Source organism: Streptomyces sp. CB02959 (assembly GCF_002803155.1).
Taxonomy (GTDB): Bacteria; Actinomycetota; Actinomycetes; order Streptomycetales; family Streptomycetaceae; genus Streptomyces.
Map to the genome: position 1 here is coordinate 50,294 of NZ_NNBP01000022.1, position 23,469 is coordinate 73,762.

At 71.0% G+C, this 23,469-nt stretch carries 19 protein-coding genes, 1 tRNA gene and 1 riboswitch; of the genes, 8 read left to right on the plus strand and 12 right to left on the minus strand.

What is annotated here, in order from left to right:
• The first annotated feature begins 13 nt into the window (after positions 1-13).
• A complete protein-coding gene (locus CG747_RS30865) occupies positions 14-1,033 on the plus strand; it encodes a hypothetical protein (RefSeq protein WP_100605150.1) in 1,020 nt (339 codons plus the stop codon).
• Here CG747_RS30865 and CG747_RS30870 read toward each other — a convergent pair.
• Positions 997-1,389 carry a hypothetical protein gene (locus CG747_RS30870; RefSeq protein ID WP_100605151.1) on the minus strand — a complete coding sequence of 131 codons (393 nt, stop codon included), beginning with the start codon at positions 1,387-1,389 and terminating at the stop codon, positions 997-999. The genes CG747_RS30865 and CG747_RS30870 overlap by 37 nt on opposite strands.
• A gap of 98 nt (positions 1,390-1,487) precedes the next feature.
• On the opposite strand from CG747_RS30870, the gene CG747_RS30875 reads away from it, so the two are divergent.
• On the plus strand, positions 1,488-1,715 hold the full coding sequence (locus CG747_RS30875; protein WP_100605152.1) for a DUF4287 domain-containing protein: 228 nt from the start codon (positions 1,488-1,490) through the stop codon (positions 1,713-1,715).
• Positions 1,716-1,796: 81 nt separating this feature from the next.
• On the opposite strand, the gene CG747_RS30880 is transcribed toward CG747_RS30875, so the two are convergent.
• A complete protein-coding gene (locus CG747_RS30880; protein WP_100605153.1) occupies positions 1,797-2,645 on the minus strand; it encodes a Bax inhibitor-1/YccA family protein in 849 nt (282 codons plus the stop codon).
• A gap of 555 nt (positions 2,646-3,200) precedes the next feature.
• Here CG747_RS30880 and CG747_RS30885 point away from each other — a divergent pair.
• Positions 3,201-6,050 (plus strand): CDP-glycerol glycerophosphotransferase family protein, encoded by a 2,850-nt coding sequence (locus tag CG747_RS30885; RefSeq protein ID WP_180985775.1) that lies wholly within the window; start codon positions 3,201-3,203, stop codon positions 6,048-6,050.
• Complete coding sequence (locus tag CG747_RS30890) at positions 6,050-7,219, plus strand: glycosyltransferase (protein ID WP_100605155.1); 1,170 nt, start codon at positions 6,050-6,052, stop codon at positions 7,217-7,219. Before CG747_RS30885 ends, CG747_RS30890 begins: the two co-directional genes overlap by 1 nt.
• A gap of 115 nt (positions 7,220-7,334) precedes the next feature.
• Here CG747_RS30890 and CG747_RS30895 read toward each other — a convergent pair.
• Positions 7,335-7,416: transfer RNA gene (locus CG747_RS30895), tRNA-Leu, on the minus strand.
• 487 nt (positions 7,417-7,903) lie between these two features.
• On the opposite strand from CG747_RS30895, the gene CG747_RS30900 reads away from it, so the two are divergent.
• Both CG747_RS30900 and CG747_RS30905 read left to right on the plus strand, forming a co-directional pair.
• Entirely contained in the window at positions 7,904-8,740 is an 837-nt protein-coding gene (locus tag CG747_RS30900; protein WP_100605156.1) for an ABC transporter ATP-binding protein, read from the plus strand.
• A gap of 62 nt (positions 8,741-8,802) precedes the next feature.
• Complete coding sequence (locus CG747_RS30905) at positions 8,803-11,334, plus strand: ABC transporter permease (RefSeq protein ID WP_100605157.1); 2,532 nt, start codon at positions 8,803-8,805, stop codon at positions 11,332-11,334.
• A gap of 127 nt (positions 11,335-11,461) precedes the next feature.
• On the opposite strand, the gene CG747_RS30910 is transcribed toward CG747_RS30905, so the two are convergent.
• Positions 11,462-12,787, minus strand: coding sequence for a cyclopropane-fatty-acyl-phospholipid synthase family protein (locus CG747_RS30910; protein ID WP_100605158.1), 1,326 nt, complete (start codon positions 12,785-12,787; stop codon positions 11,462-11,464).
• 201 nt (positions 12,788-12,988) lie between these two features.
• Positions 12,989-14,377, minus strand: coding sequence for an NAD(P)/FAD-dependent oxidoreductase (locus CG747_RS30915; RefSeq protein ID WP_100605159.1), 1,389 nt, complete (start codon positions 14,375-14,377; stop codon positions 12,989-12,991).
• A 565-nt stretch (positions 14,378-14,942) separates the two neighbouring features.
• Between CG747_RS30915 and CG747_RS30920 the strand changes: the two genes are divergently transcribed.
• Together CG747_RS30920 and CG747_RS30925 are read left to right on the plus strand one after the other, a co-directional pair.
• Positions 14,943-15,215 carry a type II toxin-antitoxin system Phd/YefM family antitoxin gene (locus CG747_RS30920; RefSeq protein ID WP_100605160.1) on the plus strand — a complete coding sequence of 91 codons (273 nt, stop codon included), beginning with the start codon at positions 14,943-14,945 and terminating at the stop codon, positions 15,213-15,215.
• On the plus strand, positions 15,212-15,481 hold the full coding sequence (locus tag CG747_RS30925) for a type II toxin-antitoxin system RelE/ParE family toxin (protein ID WP_100605161.1): 270 nt from the start codon (positions 15,212-15,214) through the stop codon (positions 15,479-15,481). Before CG747_RS30920 ends, CG747_RS30925 begins: the two co-directional genes overlap by 4 nt.
• A gap of 110 nt (positions 15,482-15,591) precedes the next feature.
• On the opposite strand, the gene CG747_RS30930 is transcribed toward CG747_RS30925, so the two are convergent.
• The 7 genes from CG747_RS30930 to CG747_RS30960 all read right to left on the minus strand — a co-directional run bounded on the left by CG747_RS30930 (position 15,592) and on the right by CG747_RS30960 (position 23,353).
• Complete coding sequence (locus CG747_RS30930) at positions 15,592-16,545, minus strand: Ppx/GppA phosphatase family protein (RefSeq protein WP_100605162.1); 954 nt, start codon at positions 16,543-16,545, stop codon at positions 15,592-15,594.
• Positions 16,542-17,144, minus strand: a complete 603-nt coding sequence (locus CG747_RS30935) for a DUF501 domain-containing protein (RefSeq protein WP_100605163.1) — start codon at positions 17,142-17,144, stop codon at positions 16,542-16,544. The genes CG747_RS30930 and CG747_RS30935 overlap by 4 nt, the downstream gene beginning before the upstream one ends.
• Positions 17,145-17,263: 119 nt before the next feature.
• Positions 17,264-17,770, minus strand: a complete 507-nt coding sequence (locus CG747_RS30940; protein WP_100605261.1) for a septum formation initiator family protein — start codon at positions 17,768-17,770, stop codon at positions 17,264-17,266.
• A gap of 253 nt (positions 17,771-18,023) precedes the next feature.
• Positions 18,024-19,340, minus strand: coding sequence for a phosphopyruvate hydratase (gene eno / locus CG747_RS30945; RefSeq protein ID WP_100605164.1), 1,317 nt, complete (start codon positions 19,338-19,340; stop codon positions 18,024-18,026).
• A gap of 307 nt (positions 19,341-19,647) precedes the next feature.
• Positions 19,648-20,328: a transglycosylase family protein gene (locus tag CG747_RS30950; RefSeq protein WP_100605165.1), complete on the minus strand. Its 681-nt coding sequence runs from the start codon at positions 20,326-20,328 to the stop codon at positions 19,648-19,650.
• Between the two features lie 7 nt (positions 20,329-20,335).
• A riboswitch (cyclic di-AMP (ydaO/yuaA leader) is annotated at positions 20,336-20,504 on the minus strand.
• Positions 20,505-20,764: 260 nt separating this feature from the next.
• Positions 20,765-21,835: a transglycosylase family protein gene (locus tag CG747_RS30955; RefSeq protein WP_308303815.1), complete on the minus strand. Its 1,071-nt coding sequence runs from the start codon at positions 21,833-21,835 to the stop codon at positions 20,765-20,767.
• A gap of 255 nt (positions 21,836-22,090) precedes the next feature.
• Positions 22,091-23,353, minus strand: coding sequence for a cytochrome P450 (locus tag CG747_RS30960; protein ID WP_100605262.1), 1,263 nt, complete (start codon positions 23,351-23,353; stop codon positions 22,091-22,093).
• Positions 23,354-23,469: the final 116 nt, after the last annotated feature.

Genomic DNA, 23,469 nt, shown 5'->3' on the forward strand with positions numbered 1-23,469 from the left:
GCGAGGTTTCGGCATGACTGTCACCACCCTCGTCCTGCTGTTGACCGCGGCGGTCGCCGTGGTGCTGGGCGCCGTCGCCCTGTACACCGCCCGTGCGCTGCGCGGCCAGATCACCGCGCTGCACACCGAACTCGTCGCCGCCCGCGCGGACGCCGGCGCCCGCGCCGAGGCCGCGAGCGCGGCCGCCACGGCGGTCCCGGCCGCTCGCGGCGTCCCGGCCGGCGAGACCCCGCTCGCGGACATACGCGCCGCCGTCGCGGACGCGCTGGCCGAGGAGCGGGAGCGGGAGCTGGCCGAGGCGCGCGCCTTCTGGGCCGCGCAGGAGGCCCGTGACTCCATGAACGGGGCGGACACCCCGTCGCTGTCCGGTCCGCTGTCCGGCTTCGGCGACGACGGCCCGTTCGACGGCCGCGAGAGCCGGCGGGAGGCGTCCGAGCGGCTGGAGCTGGACCGGTACGACGGCCACCCGTTCGTGCCGCGCCAGGCGGATCTGGCCGGGCTGGAGTCGCTGCTGGGCCCGGAGGCCCTGGAGCCGCTGCCCGCACTGGAGCCCGTCGAGGCACTGGAGTCGCTGGAGTCGCTGGAGGCCCTGGAGTCCGTCGAGGCCCTGGAGGCCCTGGACGCGCCGGAGTTCGAGCTGGCCGAGGAGACCGAGTCCGCCGAGCTGGCCGCCGCCCGCCGGCGCCACCCCTCGCACCCGGACTTCTCCCCCGTCCCGGCCGTCGCCGACCACGAGCGCACCGTGGCGCGCCTGGCGGAGCTGGCCCGTGAGGGCACCCCGCTCTCCGACGTCCGCCCCGGCCCGCTGGGCACCCTGGACGTGTACGTCTTCGCCGACGGCACCACGCTGTGTCTGACCCCCGGGCACCGCGAGACCGCCGAGAGCGTGGCCGGTGCGCTGCGCGACGGCCACACCCCGGTGCTGCTCGGCGGCTCGGGGATCTCCGGGGCCTACGCCCTGACGTTCTCGTGGGGCGAACGCCGCGACGAGAACGTCTACATCCTCGCCGACCGGGTCATCGCCTCGCTCTGAGCCGCCTCCCGGACCCGCCGCACGGCCTGGGCCAGTTGCTCGGCGGGGGCTGTTTTCGCGTCAGCTTCCGGGCCGATCAGGCCGTCCGCCGCCGCCCGGGCGGCGACGGTCCGCAGCGCCTCGACGAGGTCGTGGCCGGCCACGGCCAGTTGGTCGCCGGCCGCGAACATCCCGGCGTCCGGAAGCTCCCGGGGCCGCTCCCCGGGGCGTTCGATGAGCTGCGCACGGGCCGCCAACTCCCGCGCCAGCGCGAGTCCCTCGGCCGCGGCACCGCGGCGCAGGGCGCTCTGCGGCAGCGCCCTGAGGCGGTCGGCGAGCGCGTCCACGGCGGTCTGCAAAGGCGTCACGTCAAGCACAGCGTGAGCCTAGGCGCAACTCCCGGGTGGTTGCCAATGCCCGAACCCTCAGGCACGGTGGGCGGAAGAACCAGCATCGACCGCGTCCGGAGGCGCCGATGTCTCAGTCCTTCTCCGAAGAAACCCACCGGAACATGCTCTCCCGCATCCCGCACTGCACCGGCCGGGATATCTCCGACTGGCTCCGCACCGTCGACGAGGGCCCCGCTCTCGTCCGCTTCGACGAAAAGGTCAGCTGGCTGCGCGGCGCGCACAACCTCTCGCACGGCCACGCCAAGGCGATCGTCCACGAACACGATCTCCGGCGCGCCGCCCGCAAGTTCTGACCGGGCCCGGGGCGCGCCCCGGCAACGCGCGAGGGGCCCGCGGGCAGTTGCCCACGGGCCCCTCGTCCGCTGTACGGGGTGTCAGTCGCGGAGGATCGAGATCAGCCGCAGCATCTCCCAGTAGATCCACACCAGGGTCGTGGTGAGGCCGAACGCGGCCAGCCAGGACTCCTCGCGCGGTGCGCCGTAGGCGACGCCGTCCTCGACCTGCTTGAAGTCCATGGCGAGGAAGAGCGCGCCGAGGACCACGCCCACGACGCCGAAGAGGATGCCCAGGCCGCCGCTGCGGAAGCCGAGGCCGTCACCCCCGCCGAACACCATGAACAGGAGGTTGACCATCGACAGCAGGACGAAGCCCAGCGCCGCGATCATCACGAAGCGGGTGAACCGCGCGGTGACCCGGATGATCCGGGTCTTGTAGGCGACCAGCATGGCGACGAAGACCGCCATCGTGCCCAGCACCGCCTGCATGGGGGCGCCGTTCATCTTCGGCAGGTCGTTGATGAAGCCGCTGAGCGCGCCGAGGAAGACGCCTTCCAGGGCCGCGTAGCCCAGGATCAGCGCCGGGACGGGCTTGCGCTTGAAGGACTGGATGAAGCCGAGCACCGTCGCGACGAGCCCGGCGCCGAGCGCGAAGGCGAGCTGCCCGGTGAGGAACAGCCAGCCGACGGTGGCACCGACGATGACCGTACCGAGCGTCAGGCCCGTGCGCATGACGACGTCGTCCATCGTCATCGGGCGGGTCTGCGGGGTGTACTGCGGTGCCTGCTGCGGCGCCTCGGTGGCGTACGGGTTGGTTCCGGCGTACGGGTTCGCCCCGGCGTACGGGGTGGCGGTGGGGCCCCCGGCCTGCGGCGGTGCGTTGAAGCCCGCGTAGCCGCTGCTCCGGCTGAACCCCCGACGCGAGAAGACCGGGTTGCTGCTCCTCATCTCACTCCTCCATGGCCGCCCTGCGCGGCCTTGACGCAAGCGTAATGGCTTGGCAAAGACGCGTCTCTCGTTCTTGGGCAGGATCTTCCCCCACCCCACGGAGTACACGTCCTCTCCAGGGAGGACGTCCGGGGAGGCGCAGAGGTGCCCGAACCGGCCGATCGACTACGTGCCGGCGCCGTCTTCGTCACATCTGCCGCTGTGTCATATGCCACTCGCCGGTCCATCGGGCGGCCGGCCCGGCCGTCAGATAGTCCGGACAAAATCCGGGTAATCGATCTTTTCCCGTCGCCGTCGAACGAGCATTTCCCCGCCCCGTCAACTCCGGGAGCCGGGGGTCACCGGCATGATCCGAATCCGATAAATGTCTGATCGCGCCGCGCCCGGGCAACCGATTGACCAGAGTCGCCGTCATACTGGCTAGCCGGTACCTGCCCTTCCCCGGGCAGTACCCCGTCACCATGTGTAGCGGTCCGGGTGCGGGTGGTCGTAAACCCCGTGTGCAGATGGGGCTATTCTGGCCGGAAACAGCAGCGAAAGAGGGTTGAGGTGCCTGTGCCTGACGTCTCAGTAGTCGTCATTGTCTACAACGACGCCGACCGGTTGCCGACCGCGGTCCAGTCCGTGCTGGATCAGACACTCCGGGACGTCGAGGTGGTGATCGTCGACGATTGCAGCACCGACCGTTCTTTCGAGGTCGCGCAGGCGCTCGCTGCTGCCCACCCCGGGCGGGTCAGAGCCTTCCAGCTGCCGGAGAACAGCGGCGCCGGCGGCGAGCCGCGGAACCTCGGCATTCAGCACACCCAGGGACAGTACGTCATGTTCCTGGACAGCGATGACGTCCTGGAGCACAACGCCTGCCGCAATTTGCTGGAGGCCGCCGAGGAAACCGGCTCGGACATCGTCTCCGGCCTCTGCGTCCGGGTCCACAAGGACACCCGGAACCAGAAGCGTGACGAGTGGTACGCCTGGCTGTATTCCACGACCCGTACCTTCGAGTCCGTTACGGAATTGCCGGACCTTTTCGTCTGGGACACCCTCTCCACCAACAAGTGCTACCGCCGCGAATTCCTCATCGAGAACGATCTCCGCTTCCCCAAGGGGATGTTCTATGAGGACCTGATGTTTATCGCCGACGCGTATCTCGCGGCGAAGCGCATCACTCTGATCCCCAATCAGGTCTACTTCTGGAACGTCTTCGAGAAGTCCGCCGTGAAGTCGGTGACGAACCGGCGGCACGAGATGACCAATTACATCCACCGGCTGGAGGTCCACCGGCGGATCGACGCCGCACTGGTGGAGCGCGGGCTCACCGAGATGAAGCTCGCCAAGGACGTCAAATTCCTCAAGCACGACCTGGTGCTGCACCTGCGGGACCTCCCCTTCCGGGACGAGGCGTACCGCCAGGAGTTCGCCGCGCTCTCCCAGGAGTACCTCGCGGGCCTCTCCCCCGAGGCGTACGAGCGGGTCCTGCCGATACAGGCCATCTGCGCCTACCTGCTCCAGCAGGGCGACTGGGACAACCTCATCCCGGCGGTCGACACCCTCATCAACCGCGACAAGCTCTCCTCGCCGCTGGCCCAGCACGACGGCCGGATCTACTGGTGCGAAGGGCACTTCGACGACGCGTTCGGCCGCCAGGTGCTGGACGTGACCGACATCGGCTACCACGAGAAGCCGGTCAACCAGCTCTTCCTGCGCAACCAGCTCACCCGGTTCGCCGAGGAGGGCAACACCGTCTCGCTGGCCGGGCGGATCACCAACCCGCTCGGCGTGATCCCCGAGGGCGCCAAGCTCAGCGGCGCGCTGGAGTTCAGCGCCCGCCGCCGCAGCCTGCAGTCCTTCAGCTTCCCGATCCAGACGCTGCGCCACGAGGGCGACACCGTGGTGTGGGAGACCGCCGCGGACGTCACCGCGCGGCTGCGCCCACTGGGCATCGTCGACACCATCTGGGACGTCCGGCTGCGCCTGAACGTCGACGGGAAGGCCACCACGTCCCGGCTGACGGTGGCCGACACCGAGCTGGCCGGCGGGCCGCTGCCGATCCGGCCGCGGCTCACCCGGATGGTCGCCGACCACATCGAGCCGCACGTCTCCTCCAAGGGCCACCTGGCGTTCCAGCTGACCAGCCAGAGCCAGAACGCCGAGCGCGTGCAGGAGCTCATCGCCAAGGGCGTCCGCGGCAAGCCGGGGACGCTGGCCAAGAACGGCTTCCGCAAGGCCAAGGCGCTGCGCAAGACGCTGACCTCCGGGGACACCAAGCTCCGGGCGTACCACGAGGTGTTCAGCCGGCTGCCGATCAAGAAGCGCACGGTGGTCTTCGAGAGCCACCTGGGCAAGCAGTACAGCGACAGCCCGCGCGCCATCTACGAGGAGATGCGCCGGCAGGGCCTGAAGTTCGAGGCGATCTGGGCCTACGCCGGGTCCCCGAAGGACTTCCCCAAGGACGCCACGCTGGTCAAGCGCTGGTCGCTGCCGTACCTCAAGGCGCTCGCGCAGGCCGAGTTCTGGGTGGACAACCAGAGCTACCCGCTCAAGCTGTCCAAGCGCCCCGAGACCACCTACATCCAGACCTGGCACGGCTCGGCGCTGAAGAACATGGGCTTCGACCAGCCCTCGCTCAAGGCGCAGACCCGCCAGCAGCAGGCCGAGCAGCAGGAGTCGCTGGACCGCTTCGACCGGTTCCTGTGCCGCACCGAGCACGACGCCCGGACGCTGGCCAAGGCGTTCCGCCTGAAGGAGAAGACCCTGCTGCGGGTGGGCTACCCGCGCAACGACGCGCTGGTCAAGGCGCGGCTGCGGGAGACCGAGCTGGGCCACCGGGAGCGCGGTCCGCTCGCGGCGGAGCTGGGCATCCCCGCGGACAAGAAGGTGCTGCTGTACGCGCCGACGTTCCGCAAGGCGGGCGGCCGGCACGGCCGGTTCGCGCTCCCCTTCGACGTGGAGCGCTTCGCCGACGAGTTCGGCGACCGCTACGTCCTGCTCGTCCGCTCGCACTACCTCAACCACGTGGTGCTGCCGCCGACCGTGCAGGGCCGGGTCGTCGACGTCTCCGCGCGGCACGACATCACCCCGATCCTGGAGCTGGCCGACGGCCTGGTCACGGACTATTCGTCGGTGATGTTCGACTACTCGCTGCTCGACCGGCCGCTGATGTTCTTCACCTACGACTACGACGAATACGTGCACGAAGGCCGCGGAACGTACTTCGATCTGCTGGAGCACGCTCCGGGCCCGGTAGTGCGCACCGAGGAAGATTTCTTCGAGGCCATCGAGTCTTTCGAGTCCCAGCAGCTGGAATACGCCAAGGACCGCAAGGAATTCGTCGCCAAGTTCGGGGAATACGACCAGGGCGACGCCGCACAGAGCATCGTCGACCAGTTCTTTGCGCAGTGGAGCCGTTGATGACCAAGTCGAACGCAGCCGAGCCGCGGGACATCTTCTTCGTCTCCAACAGCGTCAACGAGCTGGGCGGCATCACCAGTTGGTCGCACCAGATGGCGCGCCTGTTCGCCGAGCAGGGCCACCGGGTGCACGTCGTCGGGATCGTGCCGCCGCCCGAGGGCCGGGTCCACGAGCTCGCCGCCGACCTGCCCTACGAGACCACCACCCTGTACGACGTGCATCCGCCGAGCGTCCGCCCGGTGCGGGGCCTGAAGGACAAGCTGAACGTCGTCGAGCAGCGCCGCCGGGCCGCCCGCGAGGCCGGGATGCACGAGCAGGCCGCCAAGATGAGCGCGCTGTTCCGGGCCGCGCGGCCGGGCGGCGTGGTGATCGTCACCCAGGTGTGGGCGATGGAGTGGGTGGCGCTGGCCGACACCGCCGGGCTGGCGGTCATCGGGATGAGCCACGAATCGTTCGAGACCTGCCGCAAGTCCTCCCGGTTCGCCCGCGTCAAGCGGTTTTACCAGGACGTCGACCGGATGCTGCCGCTCACCCGCGAGGACGCGGACAAGTGGATCCGGCAGCGGATGGACAACGTCGGCTTCATGCCGAACCCGCTGCCGTTCTTCCCCGACGTCCCCTCGGACCGCTCCGAGAAGGTCGTGGCGAGCATCGGCCGGCTGCACGAGGAGAAGGGCGTGGACCTGCTCCTGGAGGCGTGGGCGAAGGTCGCGCCGCAGCACCCGGACTGGACGCTGCGGATCTACGGCTCCGGCGAGGAGGCCGACGCGCTGCGCAAGCAGGCGGCCGAGCTGGGAGTGACCGATTCGGTCGAGTGGATGGGGCGGACCGGCGACGTCGCCGGCGCGCTGCGGGAGAGTGCGGTCTTCGCGCTGAGCTCGCGCGGTGAGGGCTTCCCGCTCGCGCCGATGGAGGCGATGGCCACCGCGGTGCCGTGTGTGGCCTTCGACGTGGCGCCGGGCGTCCGCGAGATCATCACGGACGGCACCGACGGCTTCCTGGCCCCGCCCGGCAACATCACCGAATTCGCCCGGCACCTCGACACCCTGATGTCGGACAAGGAGCTGCGGGACCGGATGGGCGCCACCGCCCGGGAGAACATCCAGCGGTTCTCGACCGACGAGATCGTCGCCCGCTGGGAGGCGCTGTTCGCGCTCGTGGAGCGCTGAGCGGGGAGCGCGCAATACCGAGGAGGGGCCGCCGGGTTTTCCCGGCGGCCCCTCCTCGTCAAGCAAGTTGAATATTCAGGTATTTACGGGTCTTTGTCCCGCTGCCCGCGGGAGGTGCCCGGAGCCGGACTTGAACCGGCACGGCCCTAAGGCCAGCGAGGTTTAAGCTCGCCGTGTCTGCATTCCACCATCCGGGCTTGGGGTCCCCCATGCCACCTCAAAGAAGGCAGCACGAGCGTAGCCCGCAGCGCACCAGGCGGTTCGGCCGCTCTTCCCGAGGTTGTCTTATTTTATTGGCAACTGAGGGTGCATCAGTGACCGCCAGGGCCCCCGGCACATGCCCGGAGCCCATGTTCGGCGGTGACCGCCAGGGCGAAATTCGACCCTGAATTGACGAAAACTCGACGCCCGTGCGAGGGCCCTCCGACGGCCTTCCCGGCCCCTCCGCCACCGCCCCCGCGGCCCCCCTCCCGGCGCCGCCGGCCTCAGGGACGCCCTCATCCCCAGGGATGAGGGAGCGGGGAGAACTAATCCCTGGGGGTGGTCCAAGGACGGTCACACGGGTTGACGTCCGGACCCGGTGAGCTGCCGGACGATGGAAACCGATGTCCCACCGCCCACCCACCGCGGCATCGAGCCGGCGCGGGAGCGGCCCGATCCCCGTCCCGACAGGAGCCCTTTCCCGTGACCACCACCCACTCCGGCGTCTCCCTCGCCGGCCGCAGCACCGCGGTGGCCGCCCGCGCCACGGATCTCACCAAGGTCTACGGACACGGCGAGACCCGGGTGGTCGCCCTGGACGCGGTCTCCGTCGACTTCCGCCAGGCCCAGTTCACCGCGATCATGGGCCCCTCCGGGTCCGGCAAGTCCACGCTGATGCACTGCATGGCCGGCCTGGACGCGATCTCCGGCGGGTCCGCGAAGATCGGCGACGTCGAGCTGACCGGGCTGAAGGACAAGAAGCTCACCCAGCTCCGGCGCGACAAGATCGGCTTCGTCTTCCAGGCGTTCAACCTCCTCCCGACGCTCACCGCCCTGGAGAACATCACCCTCCCCATGGACATCGCCGGCCGGAAGCCGGACCGCGCCTGGCTGGACCGCGTCGTTGCGACCGTCGGCCTGGCCGGCCGGCTCAAGCACCGCCCGAGCCAGCTCTCCGGCGGCCAGCAGCAGCGCGTGGCGGTGGCCCGCGCCCTGGCCTCCCGGCCCGAGATCATCTTCGCCGACGAGCCCACCGGCAACCTCGACTCCCGCTCCGGCGCCGAGGTCCTCGGCTTCCTGCGCAACTCCGTGCGCGAGCTGGGCCAGACGGTGGTGATGGTGACGCACGACCCGGTCGCGGCGTCGTACGCGGACCGCGTGGTGTTCCTCGCCGACGGCCGGATCGTCGACGACATGCCCGACCCCAGCGCCGACATGGTGCTGGAGCGCATGCTCGGCCTCTCCGGGGGCGGTGGCGCCGGCGGCTCCGCCGCGCGGCCCCGGACCCCCGGTTTCGACTCCACGGACCGCGTCAGCTGACCGGCAGCAGCCACCCTCCCCGCCCGGACACCCCGGACCACTCCTCCAGGACTGACCCACCCATGTTCCGTACCGCCTTGCGCAATGTGCTCGCGCACAAGGCCCGGCTGCTGATGACCGTACTCGCCGTGATGCTCGGCGTGGCCTTCGTCTCCGGCACCCTGGTCTTCACCTCGACCATCTCCGACGCCCTCCAGTCCTCCGCCCGCAAGGGCTTCGACAACGTCGACGTGGCCATCAAGCGCGGTGGCTCCGACCGCGCCGACGCCGCGCCCGGAGCGCGCTCCGCGCTCGACACGAAGCTGCTGGACAAGGCCGCGCACCTGCCCGGCGCCGCCTCCGCCACCGGCACCGTCTCCGGCTTCACCGCCATCGCCGACAAGAGCGGCACGATGATCGGCGACGGCTTCTCGACCACCGGCAGCAACTACTTCCCCGGCCACGACGGCACCGACGCCCGCTATCCGCTGCGCAACGGCGCCGCCCCCAAGGGCCCGCACGAATTCGCGCTGGACGCCCGCACCGCCGACCACGGCGGCTACAAGGTCGGCGACACCGTCCGGATATCCGTCGACGGCCCGGTCCGGGAGCAGAAGCTGACCGGCATCTTCACCACCGGCGACGCCCGGGTCCACGCCGGCGGCACCCTTGCGCTGTTCGACACCGCCACCGCCCAGAAGCTGTTCGCGGCCCCCGGCCAGTTCGACGAGATCGACATCAAGGCCGCGGCGGGCACCTCCCAGACGGCGCTGAAGGACACGGTGCAGAAGGTGCTCCCCCAGGGCACCGAGGCCACCACCGGCCGGCAACTCGCCGACGACCAGGCGAAGATGATCGCCCAGAGCATGGACGGGGTGAAGACCGCCCTGCTGGCCTTCGCCGGCATCGCGCTCTTCGTCGGCATCTTCATCATCGCCAACACCTTCACCATGCTGGTCGCCCAGCGCACCAAGGAACTGGCGCTGCTGCGCGCGGTCGGCGCCAGCCGCCGCCAGGTCACCCGCTCGGTGCTGACCGAGGCGTTCGTGGTCGGCGCGGTGGCCGCGGTGACCGGTCTGCTGGCCGGTATCGGCATCGGCGCGGCCCTGCGCTCGCTGATGAACGCCACCGGCGCGAAGGTGCCCGACGGCCCGCTGGTGATCTCGCCCAGCACGATCGTGACCGCCCTGGTGGTCGGCATCGTCGTCACGGTCCTGGCCGCCTGGCTGCCCGGCCGCCGGGCAGCGAAGATCCCGCCGGTCGCCGCGATGAACAGCCTGCACGCCACCGCCACCACCAAGTCGCTGGTGGTCCGCAACACCATCGGTGCGCTCTTCGCCGGCGCCGGCACGGCCGCGGTCCTGATCGCCACCGGGATGTCCGACGGCAAGGCCACCATGGCCGCCGGTGCGGCGCTGCTGCTGATCGGCGTGTTCGTGCTGACGCCGCTGCTGTCCCGCCCGCTGGTCGCGCTGGCCTCCCCGGTGCTGCGGCTCTTCGGGATCTCCGGCGTCCTCGCCCGGCAGAACGCGGTCCGCAACCCGCGCCGGACGGCCGCCACCGCCTCCGCGCTGATGATCGGGCTGACCCTGATCACCGGCCTGACGGTGATCGCCGGCAGTGTGCAGCAGGGCATCGACAAGATGGCCACCGCCGCGCTCAAGGCCGACTACGTGGTCTCCATGGCGAACCGTTCGCCGCTCTCCCCCGACGTGGCCAAGCAGCTCGCGGCCGCGGACGGAGTCACCGCGTCCAGCCCGCTGCGCAACTCCCCGGCCCGGATCGGCACCACCACCGAGTACCTGACCGGCGTCAACGGCAAGGACTTCGACCGGCTCACCCGGCTCGACTTCACCGAGGGCGCCCTCGGCACGCTGCACGGCGACCGGGCCGTCGTGGACGACACCCTCGCCAAGGAGAAGGGCTGGCACCCCGGCTCCCGCGTCCCGGTGACCTTCGAGGACGGCAAGAAGGGCACGCTGACCATCGGCGGGGTCTACGAGGGCAACGAGGTGATCCGGGGCCTCCTCCTGGACAACGGCACGCTCGCCCCGCACCAGAAGCACGTCACCGATATGCAGGTGATGGTCAAGACGCAGCACGGCGCCACCCCCGAGACCAAGGAGTCCCTGGTCAAGGCGCTCGGCAAGAACCCGGCGATCACCGTCGCGGACAAGAAGGACGTCTCCGACGCCATCGCCCAGACGTTCACCCTGCTGCTGAACATGGTCTACGGCCTGCTGGCCATGGCGGTGATCGTGGCGGTGCTCGGCGTGATCAACACGCTGGCGATGTCGGTCTTCGAGCGCTCCCAGGAGATCGGCATGCTGCGCGCCATCGGCCTGGACCGCCGCGGCATCAAGCGGATGGTGCGGCTGGAGTCGCTGGTGATCTCGCTCTTCGGCGGGGTGCTGGGCATCGGCCTGGGCGTGTTCTTCGGCTGGGCGGCCGGTGAGCTGATCGGCGGCTCGCTGCCGACCTACGAACTGGTCATGCCCTGGGGCCGGATGGCCGTCTTCCTCGCGGTGTCCGCGCTGGTGGGCGTACTGGCCGCACTGTGGCCGGCCCGCCGGGCGGCGAAGCTCAACATGCTCCAGGCCATCAAGGCGGAGTAGCCGGACCGCGGTCGCCCAGCGGCCCGGACGGCCCGAGGGCCCCGGGCCCCCGCCCTGCCGGGTGGGGGCCCGGGGCCCTCGGCCGTGGGCGCCCCCGCCGCGCCGGGGGCGGGGGGCGCCCGCCGGATCAGCCCCGCCAGTCGCGGGCCCGCAGCGGCAGCCCGGCGGCGCCGGAGTCCGGTGTGCGGACCGCCAGGACCTGGTTGACTCCTATCCGGTTGCGCTCGAACGACAGCGCCGAGGCGGCCATGTAGAGCCGCCAGACCCGGGCCCGGCCGGGGGTGGTGAGGCGGGTCGCCTCCGCCCAGTGGGCCTCCAGGTTGGCCACCCACTGACGCAGCGTCAGCGCGTAGTGCTCCCGGATCACCTCCACGTCCCGCACCTCGAAGCCGGCGTCCTCCAGCTGGCCGGCGGTCTGCCCCACCGGCGCCAGCTCACCGTCGGGGAAGACGTAGCGGTCGATGAACTCGTCGACGCGGTACGTCTCCTCGTCGGCCAGCGGCCGCCGCGCGATCTGGTGGTTGAGCAGCCGCCCGCCGGGCTTCAGCAGGGCGTACAGCGCGCTCGCGTACTCCGCGTACCGGGCCCGGCCGACGTGCTCGGCCATCCCGATCGAGGAGATCGCGTCGAACGGCCCGTCGGTGATCTCGCGGTAGTCCTGCACCCGGATCTCGACCCGGTCCGCGAGTCCGGCGTCCGCGATCCGCTTGCGGGCGTAGGTGGCCTGCTCCTGGGAGAGGGTGACGCCGACCGCTCGGACGCCGTACTCGCGGGCCGCGTGCAGCACCATCGAGCCCCAGCCGCAGCCCACGTCCAGCAGCCGCTGCCCCTCCTTCAGGCCGAGCTTGCGGCAGATCAGGTCGAGCTTGTCGCGCTGGGCGTCCTCCAGGGTGGCGGCGCCGTCGGCCGCTTCCGCGGTGGGCCCCCAGTAGGCGCAGGAGTAGACCATGGACGGGCCGAGCACCAGCGCGTAGAAGTCGTTGCCGACGTCGTAGTGGTGGCTGATGGCCTGCCGGTCGCGGAGCAGGGAGTGCAGCGCCCCGCGGCGCGGGCGGGCCTCCTCGGCGGGCGGCGCGGGCGGGACGGGCAGGCCGGCCAGGGACAGCAGTTCCTTGGCGCCGGCCCGGACCTCGGGACGGGCCAGGGCGCGCAGCACGGCGGCGCGCGGCTTGGGGGCGGCGTCGCCGCGCTCCCAGATCATCCCGGCGAGCAGGTCCAGCGCGGTGTAGAGGTCGCCGTCGACGTCGATGTCGCCGGCCACCCAGGCGCGGGCCAGGCCCAGTTCGCCGGGTTTGAAGAGCAGTCGCCGCAGTGCCCGGCGATTGCGGATGACGAGCGTAGGGGCCCCCGGCGGGCCGGACTCGCTACGGTCCCAGGCGCGGATCCGCACCGGGAGCGGGGCTCCCAGCACCTCCTCGGCGATCTTGGTGAGCCGCCCAGCGGCACCGGCCATGTCGCAACACCTCCGTCATGACGAGTCGGGCAAAGAAGTTTCACCCACCACGTAAACGCCAAGTGGGCGCCTCGATAGTCCCGTTCGCCTGCCAGAGAACAACACAGCGTGCGCTTTCGGCCACACCCGAGCACGCCGAAGGGCGCCCGCCCCACGGATGGCGGACGCCCTTCGGGCTGGTCGGAGTACCCGACCGATGGTTCAGGAAGCCTTGGCCTTCGGCTTGCCTCCGTCGGCCGCGGCGGCCGGAGCGGGGGCGGGCTTGGCGGCCTCGTAGAACTCCTCGCGGGGGTTCTCCATGGCGCCGAGCGAAACCACCTCGCGCTTGAGGAAGGTGGCCAGCGTCCAGTCGGCGAAGACCCGGATCTTGCGGTTGAACGTCGGCATCGCCATGCCGTGGTACGCGCGGTGCATGTACCAGGCGAGACGGCCCTTGAGCTTGATCTTCATCTTGCCCATGACGATCATCGCGACGCCCTTGTGGAGGCCGAGGCCCGCCACCGCGCCCTTGTTGGCGTGGCTGTACTCCTTCTGCGGGAAGCCCCGCATGCCGGAGACCACGTTGTCGCCGAGGACCTTGGCCTGCCGCAGCGCGTGCTGCGCGTTCGGCGGGCACCAGGCGTTCTCGTTGCCGTTCTTGCGGCCGACCAGGTCGGGGACCTGGGCGTTGTCGCCGGCCGCCCAGATGTAGTCGGTGCCCTTGACCTGGAGGGTGGGCTCGGCGTCGATGTGGCCGCGCGGGCCCAGCGGCAGACCGAAGCGGGAGAGCGCCGGGTTCGGCTTGACGCCGGCGGTCCACACGATGGTGTTGGACAGCACCTCAAGGCCGTTGTTGAGCATGACGTGGCCGTCGACGCAGGAGTCCATGCCGGTCTTGAGGTAGATCTCGACGCCCCGGGACTCCAGGTGCTCCTTGCCGTAGGCGCCGAGCTTCGGACCGACCTCGGGGAGGATCTTGTCCGCCACGTCGACCAGCAGGAAGCGCATGTCCTCGCGCTTGACGTTCTTGTAGTACTTGGCGGCGTCGCGGGCCATGTCCTCGACCTCGCCGACAGTCTCCGCACCGGCGAAGCCACCGCCGACGAAGACGAAGGTCAGCGCCTTGCGGCGGACCTCCTCGTCGGTCGTGGAGTCAGCCTTGTCCAGCTGCTCCAGGACGTGGTTGCGCAGGCCGATGGCCTCCTCGACGCCCTTCATGCCGATGCCGTTCTCGGCCAGGCCGGGGATCGGGAAGGTACGGGAGACCGCGCCCATCGCGACGACCAGGTAGTCGAAGGGCAGCTCGTACGCATCGCCCACGAGCGGGGCGATGGTGGCGACCTTGCGGTCCTGATCGATGGTGGTCACCCGGCCGGTGAGGACCTCCGCCTTGGGCAGCACGCGCCGCAGCGGGACCACAACGTGGCGGGGGGAGATGCTGCCGGCCGCAGCTTCAGGGAGGAAGGGCTGGTACGTCATGTACGAGCGAGGGTCGACGACCGTGACGGTCGCCTCGCCGTACCGCATCTTCTTCAGGATGCGGCGCGCCGCGTACAGGCCAACGTACCCACCGCCTACAACGAGGATCCTGGGACGCTCCGTGGTGCTCATGCAATCGAGTATCCACCCCCACATGGGGGGTCGCTCGTGAGCCCCTTCACAAGAATGAAGGAGGCATCTGCTACACTCCGCCGGCTTCGTGACCGACGCCATAGCGCGTTCGGGGAACCACGGTATAACGCGACACGTTGAACACCCCTGTTGATCAGGGCTTGTCCCGCTGTGGGCGGCCGTACCAGGCCCTTGGAGGGCACTGTCGTAACACGGCGGAGACCCACCGTAGACCCCGCAATTCTCGGGCAGATGAGTCCTAGGACCTTCGAATGAGGGACGGATGGCCCGATAGTTCGCCCGAGAGGCGGGTTTTTCATGTGAAGGATTTCACGAACTTTCTTTCCGGGCGCCCTTCCGGGACCCCCTCAGAGGCCCCGAAACGTGCTCGGACGGCGCCGCGCCCGCTCAAGAACCGCGGTGCGGACGGCGGTTGCGGCCCCGCTCCGAGGGCCTGACCGGCGCGCCGGTCAGGCGATGCTCCAGGCGATTCCGTCGAGTATCGCCCCCGAAGCGTCACCCCCTCCGAGCGGCGCGTGTACACGAAGGCGCGTACACTTCCCTTATGGCCGAGAGCACCGTGACCGTACGGGAAGCCCGTGCACACCTGGCGGACCACATCAATCGTGCCGAGGAGGGCTCACCCACGGTGATCACCCGCAATGGCAAACCGGTGGCGGCCGTGGTGCCGATCGCGGACTTCGACGCGCTTGAGGAGGCGGCCGATGTGTTGCTGGCCCGGGAGGCGGAAGCGGTCCTGGCCGAGGGCGGCCCGACCGTGACCATGGCCGAGTTGCTGGCAGACCTGTTCACCGAGCGCCCCGAAGGCGCGGCGTGAAGTACGCGTTCCGGTTCACCGCAGCGGCGCAGCGGCAACTTCGAGCAATCGACCGGCCTGCCGCCATGCGCATCCTGGCCGCGCTGACCGCGCTCGGCGACGATCCGTACCGCGAGGACGCCGACATCAAGAAACTCACCGGCCCGTCGGGCCTCTATCGGCTCCGGGTCGGCAACTACCGGATCGCCTACCAGGTCGAGGACGGCGAGCTCATCATCCTCGTCGTCAAGGTCGGCGACCGGCGCGACGTCTACCGCAGCATCTGAGAGAGGACGGCCCGGATCCCACAGGATCCGGGCCGTCCCCCCAGCTGGAGGGTTACTCGTCATCGAGTGCGGCGTGCCGGGCGGTGCCGTCGGGCATCACTCGCGAAGTGTCACTCGTCGTCGAGTGCCGCATGCCAAGCAATGCCGTCCAGAATGTCGTGTTCGCTGACGACGACCTCGTCGGCGCCGACCCGCTCCATGATCGACAGCAGCACCAGGGCGCCGGCGCCGATGACGTCGACCCGGCCGGGGTGCATGACGGGGATCGCCGCGCGCTCGGCGTGGGTGGAGGTCAGCAGCCGCTCGGTGATCTCGGCGACCGTGGCCCGGGACATCCGGGAGTGGTGGATGGCCGCGGACTCGTACTGCTCCAGACCGAGTGCGACCGCGGCGACGGTGGTCACCGAGCCGGCCAGGCCGACCAGCGTGGCGGCCTCGGTCAGCGGGACGGTCTCCTCGGCGCGGTCCAGGGCCGCGGCGATATCGGCCTTGATGGCGGCGATCTGCTCCGGCGCGGGCGGGTCGGAGACCTCGCCGCCGTGGAGGAGGTGGCGCTCGGTCATCCGGACGCAGCCGACGTCGACCGAGCGGGCCGCCCGGACCGAGCGGTCGCCGAGCACGAACTCCGTGGAGCCGCCGCCGATGTCCACGACGAGGTAGGGGAGTTCGATGTGCGGGTGGCCGGTCAGCTCCTTGGTGGCGCCGATGAAGGAGAACTCCGCCTCCTGGTCACCGCTGATCACCTCGGGCTCGACGCCCAGGATGTCCACCACCCCGCGGACGAACACGTCGCGGTTCTCGGCGTCCCGGGAGGCGGACGTCGCCACGAACCGCAGCCGCTCCGCGCCCAGCTCCTTGATCACCGCGGCGTACTCCCGGCAGGCCGCGAAGGTGCGCTCCAGCGCCTCGGGCGCCAGCCGCCCCGTCCGGTCCACGCCCTGCCCCAGACGGACGATCTCCATCCGGCGGTCCAGGTCCTTCAGCTCACCGGTCTCCGGGTCGAGGTCGGCGACCAGCAGGCGGATGGAGTTGGTACCGCAGTCGATGGCGGCGACCCGCTTCACTTGGCGTCTCCTTCGGGACCGTCGGCGCCCTCGGCGGCGTCCCGCCGGGTTTCGGAGGTGTGCGCGGGGTTCGGGCCGCTCTCCGTGCACGGCGTCACGCACGGGCCCTTGCGCCACCACTCGGGGAGCATCGCCAGGGCCTCGTCGCCGAGCGGGTTGACGCCGGGACCGGCGGCCAGCGAGTGGCCGACGAGCACGTGCAGGCACTTGACCCGGTCGGGCATGCCGCCCGCGCTCGGGAAGCCCTGGAGCACCTCGATGGCGTCCCGCCGGCGGATGTAGTCCTCGTGGGCCGCGCGGTAGGCGGCGGCCAGCTCCGGGTCGTTCGCCAGCCGCTCGGTCATCTCCTTCATCACGCCGTTGGCCTCCAGCGTGCCGATCGCGGACGCGGCGCGCGGGCAGGTGAGGTAGTAGAGCGTGGGGAAGGGGGTGCCGTCCTCCAGGCGCGGCGCGGTCTCCACGACGTCCGGCTGCCCGCACGGGCAGCGGTGCGCGATGGCACGCAGGCCGCGCGGCGGGCGGCCGAGTTGCTCCTTGAAGGCGGCGATGTCCGCGGCGGTGGGCTCGGTGGGCTCGGTCTGGGGAGGGGCGGTGTCCATGTGCGCTTTCGGTGGGTGGCAAGGGGATGGGCGGGTGGCGGGCGGCCGGCGTCGGTGGAATCCTGTTCGGCCGTGTGCGGACCCGCCCGTACAGTCTCGCCGGTACCGGCCGGTGCGGGCTACCGCTTGACCGCGGCGGCGGTACCGGCCGCGTCGACCGTGCCGGCGGCGTCAGCGGCGTCGGCGGCGTCCACGGACTCCCAGAGCTTGTCGTACCAGGGGAGCTGGGCCGCCTTGGCCGCCTTGGGCGCCGCGCGGACTCCGGAGCCGTCCTGGACGATGTACCCGGTCTCGCCCGGCATGACGTAGTGCAGGTGGCGGCGGGCCTGCTGCCGGACGTACGCCGGGTCCTGCCAGCGGGCCTTCTCGTCGCGCAGCCGGTCGAGCGCGGCGGCGGCGTCCTGGGCCTTGCGGCGCTGGTCGGAGATGTCCGAGCGCTGGGAGATGTACTGCCTTATCGGGTAGGCGAGGGCGACCACCAGGGAGCACATCACCAGTGCCAGCAGGGCGGCGCGGCCGGTGAGGCGGTTGCGGCGGGGCCGCCGCTTGGCGCGGTAGACGCGGGCGGCGGCCTGTTCACCGAGCGCCTTGAGCCGGGTCGCGGTGGAGAACCGGTCCGCGGGCACGTGGCCTCGCCTCCCCTTCAGCTTCCGTCCCGACGTCGTCACGGCGGTCATCACGACGTACGTCCCCGGCAACGGTACGGGACCGGTGCCGGGGACGGTGCGCTTCACCGCGGCGTTGCTCCCCCGTCGAGTCCTCGGTCGAGTCCTCGGGAGCGGGGCCGGACGGTGCTGCGGTGCTGCGGTGCGGCGCGCGGGGCGAACACGGCGGGGTGGCCGTCAGCCCGTGCGGCGCCGCACGCCGGGCTTCAGGGCATCAGCCCTTGAAGCGGGGGAACGCGCTGCGACCGGCGTACACCGCGGCGTCGTCGAGGATCTCCTCGATGCGCAGCAGCTGGTTGTACTTGGCGACGCGCTCGGAGCGGGCCGGGGCGCCGGTCTTGATCTGGCCGCAGTTGGTGGCGACGGCGAGGTCGGCGATGGTGACGTCCTCGGTCTCACCGGAGCGGTGCGACATCATGCACTTGAAGCCGTTGCGCTGGGCCAGCTCGACGGCGTCCAGGGTCTCGGTCAGCGAACCGATCTGGTTGACCTTCACCAGCAGGGCGTTGGCGGAGCCCTCCTCGATACCGCGGGCCAGGCGCTCCGGGTTGGTGACGAACAGGTCGTCGCCGACCAGCTGCACCTTGGCGCCGAGCTTGTCGGTGATGACCTTCCAGCCGGCCCAGTCGTCCTCGAACAGCGGGTCCTCGATGGAGACCAGCGGGTAGGCCGCCACCAGCTCCTCGTAGTACTCCGTCATCTCGGCGGCGGAGCGCTCCTTGCCCTCGAACTGGTACTTGCCGTCCTTGTAGAACTCGGAGGCGGCGACGTCCAGCGCGAGCGCGATGTCCTGGCCGGGGGCGTAGCCGGCTTCCTTGATGGCTTCCAGGATCAGGTCCAGGGCCTCGCGGTTGGAGCCGAGGTTGGGGGCGAAGCCGCCCTCGTCGCCGAGGCCGGTGGCCAGGCCCTTGGCCTTCAGGACCTTCTTGAGGGTGTGGTAGACCTCGGCGCCCCAGCGCAGCGCCTCGGAGAAGGACTCCGCGCCGATCGGCGCGATCATGAACTCCTGGATGTCCACGTTGGAGTCGGCGTGCGAGCCGCCGTTCAGGATGTTCATCATCGGGACGGGCAGGACGTGCGCGTTCGGGCCACCGAGGTAGCGGAACAGCGGCAGGTCGCTGGCCTCGGAGGCGGCGTGCGCGACGGCCAGGGAGACGCCGAGGATGGCGTTGGCGCCCAGCGAGCCCTTGTTGTCGGTGGCGTCCAGGTCGAACATCGCCTGGTCGATCAGCCGCTGCTCGGTCGCGTCGTAGCCGACGAGCTCCGGGCCGATCTGCTCGATGACGGCGAGGACGGCCTTCTCCACACCCTTGCCGAGGTAGCGGTTGGGGTCGCCGTCCCGCAGCTCGATGGCCTCGAAGGCACCAGTGGAGGCGCCGGACGGAACGGCGGCACGGCCGGTGCTGCCGTCGTCGAGGCCGACCTCGACCTCGACCGTGGGATTACCTCGCGAGTCGAGAATTTCGCGGGCTACGACGACGTCGATGGACGGCACGTTGTCTCCTTCTTGGATGTCTGGAGTTCTCGGCATGAGCCTAACGGCCCCGGGCGGATCCGCTCGCCTGTGGCCCGCTCCGTGGGACGGAATTACCCAACAAGCTGCCCAAAAGCCCAGTTCACGGGAGGTTTCCGGATGATGTTCGCTATGCGGGTAACGCCGCGCCCGGCCGTCCGGGGCCTCGGGAGACCGCGCACGTCAGGGCGTGTGCCGGGCGGCGCGGGGCGGGCGGCCGGGTCCGCGGCGCGGCGTCCGGGTCCCGACAACGGAGAAGCCCCGCCGTGGCGCGCTCGGGGGTACGCGCCGCGGCGGGGCAGCTCTCAGGGGCAACCGGTACGGCTCAGATGCTGAGCTTCTGGCCCGGGAAGATGAGGTTGGGGTTGCCGCCGACGACGGACTTGTTGGCGGCGTAGAGCGACTTCCAGTTGGTGCCGTGCGCCTTGGCGATCTTGGCGAGGGTGTCGCCAGCCTTGACGGTGTAGGTGTCGCCGGAGCGGTGCGAGTGCTGCGGGGCCGGCTGGGCCTTCTCGACCTTCTCGCGGACCGGGGCGGACTTCTTGGTGGTGCCCTGGGTCTGCTTGCGGGCCTCGGAGGCGCCCTGGCTCTTCTTGACGGTGGCGCCGGAGGTGTCGACGTTGGCGGCCGGGCCACCGGCGGTCAGGTTGCCGGCGCCGGCGCAGGTCCAGGCACCCGGGCCCTGGAGGGCGAGGAGCTTCTCGGCGACGGCGATCTGCTGGGCCTTGGTGGCCAGGTCGGCGCGGGCCGCGTACTGGGTACCACCGGCGGCGGCCCAGCTGGAGTTCGAGAACTGCAGGCCACCGTAGTAGCCGTTACCGGTGTTGATCGACCAGTTGCCGCCGGACTCGCACTGGGCGACCTTGTCCCAGGTGGCGACCGAGGCGGCGGAAGCGGAGGTGGCACCCATCAGCGGGACGGCGACGGCGGCGCCGGCGACACCGGCCAGGGTGGCGACGCGGACGGCCTTGGAGCTGCGGCGGTGCTTGCCCTTGTTGATCAGCATCGTGCGTTCGTTTCCTCACCGACGCCTACGAGGTGAGCTGTCGGGTTCGGGCCGTGTGAGCTGCCCGGCCGCGTGTGGAGCACACGCGGCTTCACCCCAAGCCGACGACCCGTTCTCACGGGCGGGGCCGGCACTTACCTTGGGTCCCCCGCTCCTGCCTTCGGCGCTTGCGCGTCGTCGACTCCGACCGCCGGCAGGACTCGGCGTGCGATCGGAGGGCTCGCTTTGGCGAGCGGTCCCGACCGTAAGCAGTAACCCCGTTGGTGTTCAAACCCCATCTTCTGAACCAAGTTGACCGTTTTTGATCATCAGGGTGGACATTTCCGCAGGTCGACCCCGGTATGGAAACGGGGGACGGGGCGCACCCCCATCCCCCGCAACGAGAGCCATATCTCACTTTTACGAAACGCTACGAAATGCAGCGAACCGCCGGTAACTACCCCTGTGTCCGGCCCAGATCGAGCAGCTGGCCGGGGTGGATGAGGTCCGCGTCGGAGCCGATGAGGTCCTGGTTGCGGTGGTAGAGCGCGGGCCAGCCGCCCGGCAGGCCGTGACTGTCGGCGATCGCTGACAGGTTGTCACCCGGGCGTACGCGGTAGCTGCCGCCGTCCGCCGGGGGCGTGCGGGGCTCGTCCCCGCCGCGGGAGGCGTGCCGGCCGCTGCCGCCGTCCCGGCCGTCCCCGTCGTCCGCGCCGCCGTCCGGCGCACCGCGGTGCTTGCCGGTGGCGGGCGGCGTGGCCGGGTCACCGGGCTCGGTGGGGCCGGACGTAACCGGAGGGGTCGGGGAGGTCGGGGAAGCCGGGGAAGCCGAGCCGGAAGGGTCGGAAGGGCCGGAAGGGGAGGTGGACGGGGCGCCGGTGGGCGCTTCGGAGCCGGACGGGGCGGGGGACGCGGACGGGGAGTCCGTCGGGCCCGGGGTCGCCGGGAGTGCGTCCGGGGCGTCGGAGCCGGAGCCGCCGTCCGCGCCGGTGTCGCCGTCCGAACCGCCGTCGGCACCACTGCCGGAATCACGGCCGGAATCGCCGCCGGACGGCTCGGGGGTCTTGCCGGCCGGGCCCGCGTCGTCCGGGTCGCCCTTCTTGCCGGCGGCGTCCCCGGCCGTGTCGGAGTCGGCGGGGTCGCCGGTGCCGGTGTGGCCGTGGGTCGGGCGCGGCGCCGGCCGGCTGGTGGAGCCCGGGTCGACGGCGGGCTTGCGGCCGCCCTTGGTCAGGCCGGCGTTGACCGCGCAGCTGGGGAAGGCGTCGGGGCCGCGGTCGTCGAGGATCGCCTGGGCCACGGCTATCTGCTGGGCGCGGCTGGCGAGGTCGGGGCGGGAGGCGTAGGCGGAGCCGCCGTAGTCGTCCCACATCTCCTGGGTGAGCTGGAGGCCGCCGTAGAAGCCGTTGCCGGTGGCGGAGCTCCACACCCCACCGCTCTCGCACTGCGCGACGCGGTCCCAGGTCGCGGTGTCGGCCGCCTGGGCGCCGCCCGCGGTGAACAGCGGCAGGGCCAGGCCCGCGCCGGTCACTCCTGCCGTGACAAAGATGGCCGGTGCTTGTCGGGGGCGACGATGCCGGCCGTTCCCGGAACGCATGCGGTTGCCTTTCGCGCGGCGGTTGAGTTGTCGGATCGGGGTCGGAGGGGTTGCCGTGGAGCAGCCCGCGATCGACCGCGATCGCCGGTCGAAAGGTAGCCGGGGTTACGGGCAGTCACAAGTCGGTGTAGTGGAGATCACGCAATGGTCACGTGGCTGACTGAGCGTCAGTTCTGGGACTCTCCCTGGTCAGGACGGTTCGGGCGTGAACTCCACCGGCAAAGTGCGGAGTCCGCGCATGATGAGCCCGCCGCGCCACCGAAGATCGTCCGATTCCGCCGCAAGTCGGAGGTCCGGGAGCCGGGTCAGCAGGGTCGCCAGCGCGGTCTGCCCTTCGAGGCGGGCCAGCGGCGCGCCGAGGCAGTAGTGGATGCCGTGCCCGTATCCCAGATGCGGGTTGTCACGCCGGGTGAGGTCGAGCACGTCCGGCTCCTCGAACCGCGCCGGATCGCGGTCGGCGGCGGCCAGCACCACCAGCACCGGGTCCCCCTCGGCGATCCGCTGCCCGCCGAGCGTCAGCTCCCGGGTCGCGTACCGCCAGGTGGCCAGCTCAACGGGGCCGTCGTAGCGGAGCAGTTCCTCGACCGCGGTGCCGAGCAGTTCGGTGTCGCCGGCCGCGATCGACTTCTGGAGCAGTTCACGCTGGGCGGGGTGGCGGAGCAGCGCGTAGGCGCCGTTGCCGATGAGGTTGACGGTGGTCTCGAAGCCGGCGAAGAGCAGGATGAAGGCCATCGCCGCGGCCTCGTTCTCCGTGAGGTGCTCGCCGTGGTCGGAGGCCCGGATCAGCCCGGAGATCAGGTCGTCCCCGAGGTCGGCCCGCTTGCGGTGGATCAGCTCGGCCAGGTACGCCCGCATCTTCTTCACGGCCCGGGCGACGCCGCCGCGCGGCCCGCCGCCGTGCCGGATCATCATGCCCGCCCAGTCCCGGAAGTCGTCCTGGTCCTCGGGCGGGACGCCGAGCAGGTCGCAGATCGCGTAGATCGGCAGCGGGAAGGCGAACTCGTGGATCAGGTCGGCGCTCCCCCGCTGCGCGCCGTGCTGTTTTTCGACCATGGCGTCGATCAGCTGGTCGGTCAGCTCCTGTATGCGCGGCGCGAACGCGGCGACCCGGCGCGGGGTGAACGCCTTGGAGACCAGGCGGCGCAGCCGGGTGTGGTCCGGCGGGTCGATGTTCAGCAGGTGCGTCATCAGGTTGGCGCCGCGCTCGCCCGGAATGCCGGTCTTGCCCTTGCCGTCCGCGGCGTCGGAGTGGTGCACCGGGTTCTTCGACAGCCGGGCGTCGGCGAGCGCCTGCCGGGCGTCCGGGTAACGGGTGACCAGCCATGCCTCGACGCCGCTGGGCAGCCGCGTCCGGTGCACCGGCGCGTGCTCGCGCAGCCAGGCGTACGCCGGGTACGGGTCGGCGGCGAACTCCCAGGAGAAGAGGGCGGGGACCGGACCGGCGGCGGGCACCGGGCAGCCGCCGGCGGCGTCGGCGGGCGGGGGCCCGGCCGGGGCTTCCGGGCGGGCCGGGAGCCGGGGCTCCGGGCGGGCGTCGGATCCGGTCTCCGGGTGGGCGTCGGATCCGG

Excerpts from the sequence above, each read along its gene's own strand:
- CG747_RS30910 (WP_100605158.1), bottom strand. The coding sequence starts at position 12,787 with ATGGCCGGTGCCGCTGGGCGGCTCACCAAGATCGCCGAGGAGGTGCTG.
- CG747_RS30950 (WP_100605165.1), bottom strand. The coding sequence starts at position 20,328 with ATGCTGATCAACAAGGGCAAGCACCGCCGCAGCTCCAAGGCCGTCCGC.
- CG747_RS30920 (WP_100605160.1), top strand. The coding sequence starts at position 14,943 with ATGGCCGAGAGCACCGTGACCGTACGGGAAGCCCGTGCACACCTGGCG.
- eno (WP_100605164.1), bottom strand. The coding sequence starts at position 19,340 with ATGCCGAGAACTCCAGACATCCAAGAAGGAGACAACGTGCCGTCCATC.
- CG747_RS30890 (WP_100605155.1), top strand. The coding sequence starts at position 6,050 with ATGACCAAGTCGAACGCAGCCGAGCCGCGGGACATCTTCTTCGTCTCC.
- CG747_RS30915 (WP_100605159.1), bottom strand. The coding sequence starts at position 14,377 with ATGAGCACCACGGAGCGTCCCAGGATCCTCGTTGTAGGCGGTGGGTAC.
- CG747_RS30880 (WP_100605153.1), bottom strand. The coding sequence starts at position 2,645 with ATGAGGAGCAGCAACCCGGTCTTCTCGCGTCGGGGGTTCAGCCGGAGC.
- CG747_RS30905 (WP_100605157.1), top strand. The coding sequence starts at position 8,803 with ATGTTCCGTACCGCCTTGCGCAATGTGCTCGCGCACAAGGCCCGGCTG.
- CG747_RS30875 (WP_100605152.1), top strand. The coding sequence starts at position 1,488 with ATGTCTCAGTCCTTCTCCGAAGAAACCCACCGGAACATGCTCTCCCGC.
- CG747_RS30935 (WP_100605163.1), bottom strand. The coding sequence starts at position 17,144 with ATGGACACCGCCCCTCCCCAGACCGAGCCCACCGAGCCCACCGCCGCG.
- CG747_RS30865 (WP_100605150.1), top strand. The coding sequence starts at position 14 with ATGACTGTCACCACCCTCGTCCTGCTGTTGACCGCGGCGGTCGCCGTG.